At 50.2% G+C, this 4,651-nt stretch carries 4 protein-coding genes; 2 read left to right on the top strand and 2 right to left on the bottom strand.

What is annotated here, in order from left to right; translation table 11 throughout:
• Both HMPREF0577_RS07725 and HMPREF0577_RS07720 read right to left on the bottom strand, forming a co-directional pair.
• Positions 1 to 192, bottom strand: a 192-nt coding sequence (locus tag HMPREF0577_RS07725) for a response regulator transcription factor (RefSeq protein WP_004013253.1), incomplete at its 3' end; no start/stop codon positions are given.
• A gap of 3 nt (positions 193 to 195) precedes the next feature.
• Positions 196 to 1,218: a sensor histidine kinase gene (locus tag HMPREF0577_RS07720; RefSeq protein WP_248613757.1), complete on the bottom strand. Its 1,023-nt coding sequence runs from the start codon at positions 1,216 to 1,218 to the stop codon at positions 196 to 198.
• Between the two features lie 567 nt (positions 1,219 to 1,785).
• On the opposite strand from HMPREF0577_RS07720, the gene HMPREF0577_RS07715 reads away from it, so the two are divergent.
• Entirely contained in the window at positions 1,786 to 2,916 is a 1,131-nt protein-coding gene (locus HMPREF0577_RS07715) for a cysteine peptidase family C39 domain-containing protein (protein WP_004013251.1), read from the top strand.
• A gap of 15 nt (positions 2,917 to 2,931) precedes the next feature.
• A complete protein-coding gene (locus HMPREF0577_RS07710) occupies positions 2,932 to 4,386 on the top strand; it encodes a selenium-binding protein SBP56-related protein (RefSeq protein WP_004013250.1) in 1,455 nt (484 codons plus the stop codon).
• Positions 4,387 to 4,651: the final 265 nt, after the last annotated feature.

Raw genomic sequence — 4,651 nt, 5'->3', positions numbered from 1 at the left:
ACCATCCAAAATGGGCATGTCCACGTCTATGAGCGCCACGTCGATACCCCGGGTCATCTTGGTGAGGGCTTCGGCTCCGTTGGAAGCCGTGGCTTCGACTTTGATGCCGTCCTGGCTGTCAAGGAGCCTAGCGAAGCTGTCATGGATTATCGGGTCGTCGTCGGCTATGAGTACGCGGATGTCCTCACTCATTAGCTACTCCTTTCCTCCGGTGGGGATTGTAGCCCACAGTATCCAGCGGGCGGGGGTATGACTGTATTCTAGTTCGCCTCCATTAGTTGTGATTTGGTGTTCGAGGTTTGCCAGGCCAAAGCCCCCGGTGGTTCCTATGTTTGCAGGCGAATCACCGATAGTGTTGCTGGTCGTGATGGTGATGGCTCCGTCCGGTTCTCGGGTTACTTCCAGGCTGGCCGTGGTGCCGGTGGGGGCGTATTTCAAGATGTTGGTGGCGGCCTCGCGGATGACTAGGCAGGCCAGGAGGGCTTGCTGGCGGGTAACCTGTGGGTCGAGGTTTTCACTCACGTCGTTTTGTAGGGTGATGTTCCTGGTAGAGAGCATTTTGGTTACCAGGGATACGGTTTCGGTGATGTTGGCTCTCCCGGATTCGGTATCGAGTTGCAGAATGGTAGGTTTGATGCGTTTCGAGGTGGCGATGGCCTGGTTTGCCAAGGCAGCGAGTTCCTCAGGGGTGGCGCAACCCGGTTGGCTTAGTTCCTGGGCTTTAATCGCGATATGCGCGAGGTCTTTGGCTATCGTGTCGTGCAACTGAACCGCCAACTGTTTACGTATCAGACTACTGGTCTCCCGCGCCTCCCGCCGTGCGAGCTCCGCCTCGCGGCGTGCTTGTTCGGTTTGTCTGCGGCTGTGCTCTGCTTGGGTGTTGGCTTTAGCGGTTTTTAGCCGGAAATAACGGATAGCGAGCCCTAGGGCTATGGTCACGCCGGAGCCGAATACTGCTCCGATAGCCTGGAGACTCGGGTGTGGGGAAACCGCGATTAGACTTATTTCGGTCACGAGGAGCAGTAGTAGCCCCGGTATTATCCAAGACCGCACCAGCCACACCCCGACCAGCAGATATAGACCAAAAACAGGTGTTGTTAGCGGATTCAGTAGCCCCAGATAGGTGCTGGTTAAGAAAATTGTAATGAAAAACAACTCGAAATACGGAGGGAAAACTCCACACAGAGCTAGCGACGCTACCAGCGCAATCAGAGCCACTGTCGAACTTGATTCTGTAGTGCGGCTAGAGAATGTGCCGAAACCAAACTCAGACAATATCGTTGCCGCAGCCGTAGCCACGTAGAGCACTAAAATACCGGTGGTGGGTCGAAAGGGAGGGAAAACCCGCCGAAGAAGGCTTTTGAACTGGTGCTGTTTCATTCCGGCTAGAATTTGGTGCAATCTGGCGAAGATGGGATGAAGAAACATATCACTGGTTTAGCTGGTTTGACACGAGTAGCTATCGTATCCCACGCATACGGATTCAAGTCAATCGTGCCAACGAGGCAGGTAGACACTAACAGAAGGAATGCGCTAACAAAAGCAGTAAACTTCATAGTAACCAGTTCTTTCGTCAAAAAATCGAGGGCTTACCTGCATTCTAACGGAGCGAACGGACGCTGGGTACCGTCATGTGTCGGTATAAAAATACCGACACATGACGGTAGCGACGACGGTTGGGGGTGTGATTCACTAAGAGTGTCATCGAAAAATTCGCTGCCGGTGCCAGCCGGCATCACAGTAATCCAGCTCTAGGAAGCTTGGTATGATTCAAGGGAGAATGTTATGCGAAAACAGGTGGGTTTGGCGTGTGCCTACGCGGTTGTAGCTACGCTAGTGATAAGCAGTGCCGGTGTCGTGGCGTATGGCGATTCAAATCAGGATTCCAGTTCTCAGCAGCCTAAAAGCTACAGCATCGCGGGAACTAGGCAAGATAATGTACCTCCGCCACCGGCTCCCGATGCAAGTGCGACAGAGCTGTACCGCTACTATGTTGATGAGTTAGAAGAAATGGCTAAGATGTCGCCGCAATTTAACAACTTGCCACAGGCGGCAGAACTTCGAGAAGCTCGTTCAGTAATGGACAGCAAAGCAACTCTTACCGAAACGGAAGCGCAAGCTGAGCTGGATAGGTTAAAGCCACAAATGCTGCGGGAATGGCGAGAAATGATAGCCGAGAACAAAGCGCGTGATGCGAAAATAAGAGCCTCTTTAACGAATCAACCATGCGACCCTGATATCAACGGGATTCAGAATTGTCCTTGGGAAGGAGAGTTATTTTTCGATGATAATCCCAGTATGCTCTCTTTGATTGGCTATCACAACGGACTTACCAGAACAAAAATCCTAGAATCCACTAGAGTATCCAACCCTGGTGTGATAACTACAGCTATTTCTGATTTCCAAGAACAACAGCGTGACTGGTGGTGCGGGCCAGCGTCTACGAGAAATCTAGTCCACGGTTTTACAAAAGGAAGTTGGAACATCCCGCAGTCTGGATTAGCATCTAAATGGGGAATAACGCATGGAGGTAGCACTTACCTTTATCAAGTTATTGACTATCTTAATGAAGTGCAATTTAATGGATATGGGCATTGGACTTATAAAACACCATCAAGCGTGTCTGACTTGATAAGTACTATTCACACCGCGATTAACCAACATTGGGGCAAAGCCGTGATCCTTGACGGTGTCCCTACAAGGAAGCTCTCTTATTGGAGAGGTAGTAGCGGGTCCAGGGGACATTATGATGTGGGAATCGGTGTTAACTACAACAATAACAAGATTCTGGTCGGGGAGGTCTATGGTAAACAGAATGTGGATAATCCTGAAGGACCATTTCACTGGGAACCTGCTGGGAACGTGTACAAGATGGTCACAAGTAATCCAGGGTATGTTGTATATTCCACGAAGTAGAGATGGGGCTGGGAGATGAGTTTACGGAAGCAGATTTCGGCGTTGGTTCTGGTGGTAGGTGCGGCCTTAGCGGGGTGTGTTCCCGTTAACTCGGTCGAGTCGGCTTCAGGAAAGGGGCAGGCGGGCGACTCAAAGCAGGCTTCCAAGATAGCGGAGCCAGATGAGGATGTGGCGCGTGATGCGTCCCAGCCGCTTTCCGAACGCTTCGAAACTGAGTGGTTCGACAAGAAGCTCTCCCAGCCACGTTTCTTTTCTCGTCACTTGGTAGAAAAACATCGCCATGATGTGCCTTCGTTACGAGTAAAACAGCATATCCAGATGACGCTTCCCACTTACCGGGCGGAGGCTTTGCTAGCGACTTCGGCTGGGATTTATCTGGCAACGTGTCTGCAGGATTGTCACCCGTATTCTGCCGGTGCGAATGAGCCGCTGCCTACTGATTTGGTTTTGGTGGAACCGGAGCGTGACCAGATTCGGAAAATTGTGGATACCGGTGACGCTGCCTGGAGTATCATTCATATTTTTCCGTACGGTGCTAAGGGCATTGGCTGGGCGGAAGCCATGAATGTAGAGCGTGGGAATGGTGATGACAGCATGTGGACACCGTGGCGTATCAAAGCCTGCCAGGATATAAACAATTGCAGGCCTCAAATTCTCTATGAGGAAAATAGTGGCCAAACCGCATTAGAATGCAATCCCCATTCGGTTCACGGTAGACAGCTTTTATGTTGGTATTCCGTTAATACCGATAAGGAAGGATACCCAGAGGGGACGTTTTCGCTGTTGCATCTGGATATGAGCCAGAATCCGGTAAAGAGTGAGACCCTGATTACGGATTCTCCGAGTGCATACGATTTTGTGTGGCAAAAATCCGGCGACATGGTGTTTGTCGGACAATGGGGGTGTAAAGAATTTGCTTGCAAAGGAGACACTCCCAAAACCATACGGAATCATGCTGTAGAGTTTCGGCAAACTAGTTTCACTGATTTTCCCAAAAATAAGGTCATCAAAGCTCTAGACCATTCCATTACGCCGACGATAGCGTTTATCTACGGTAACGGCAAGTATGTAACTTGGGGAGAAGGGAATCCTAATCCCTTCCTGATTGGGTACTCGGCGGTACGAAAATATCTGGACCTGGAAACAGGTGGATCGATTCGCGTATTGGGTGAGGACTCCACCCTGGTTTTTGCGGACGCCTCAGAAAAATATCTCGTCTTCTTCTCCAGCCCGGCCTCGAAACTGTATCTAGTCAATCCCCGAGACAATACCGCAATTGTGCTACAGGATGATGGCGACCCTAAGGCTGAGGATGCCGCTAGCTTAGCTAATGGACAATTCGCAATCTCAGGGGATTACGTTGCCTGGATAAATAATAAATTCGCCACCCGAAGTGTTAGTCTGCGCGATGCTATGGAAAATTACCAGGCGGTTCTACACGTCGCCAAAATAGCACCAGCATCCTCATGAAAAAGCGGGCTTAGCCGTAGATATGCGGATATATTCTGTATACTACGGGACACTTCTGTAGGATGTGATACGCTGAAATCATCTATCCTGAATCATGTAACTTTAGGAACCCAGCTTGTCTAAGATTTTTTGGGCTTGTGGGGTGATGGGGTTGCTGGATTGGATTTCGTGGCCTTGAAGTGTCCCGTGTTTTGTTTCTAGGTTTTTTTGAGGGGATTGTTTTATGCCTAGGAATTATTCGCAGGGGTTTAGGGATCGTGCTGTC

The organism is Mobiluncus mulieris ATCC 35243, from assembly GCF_000160615.1.
GTDB classification, from domain to species: Bacteria; Actinomycetota; Actinomycetes; order Actinomycetales; family Actinomycetaceae; genus Mobiluncus; species Mobiluncus mulieris.
The sequence above is the reverse complement of the archived record's forward strand: the minus strand, read 5'-3'. Positions and strand labels throughout refer to the sequence as shown.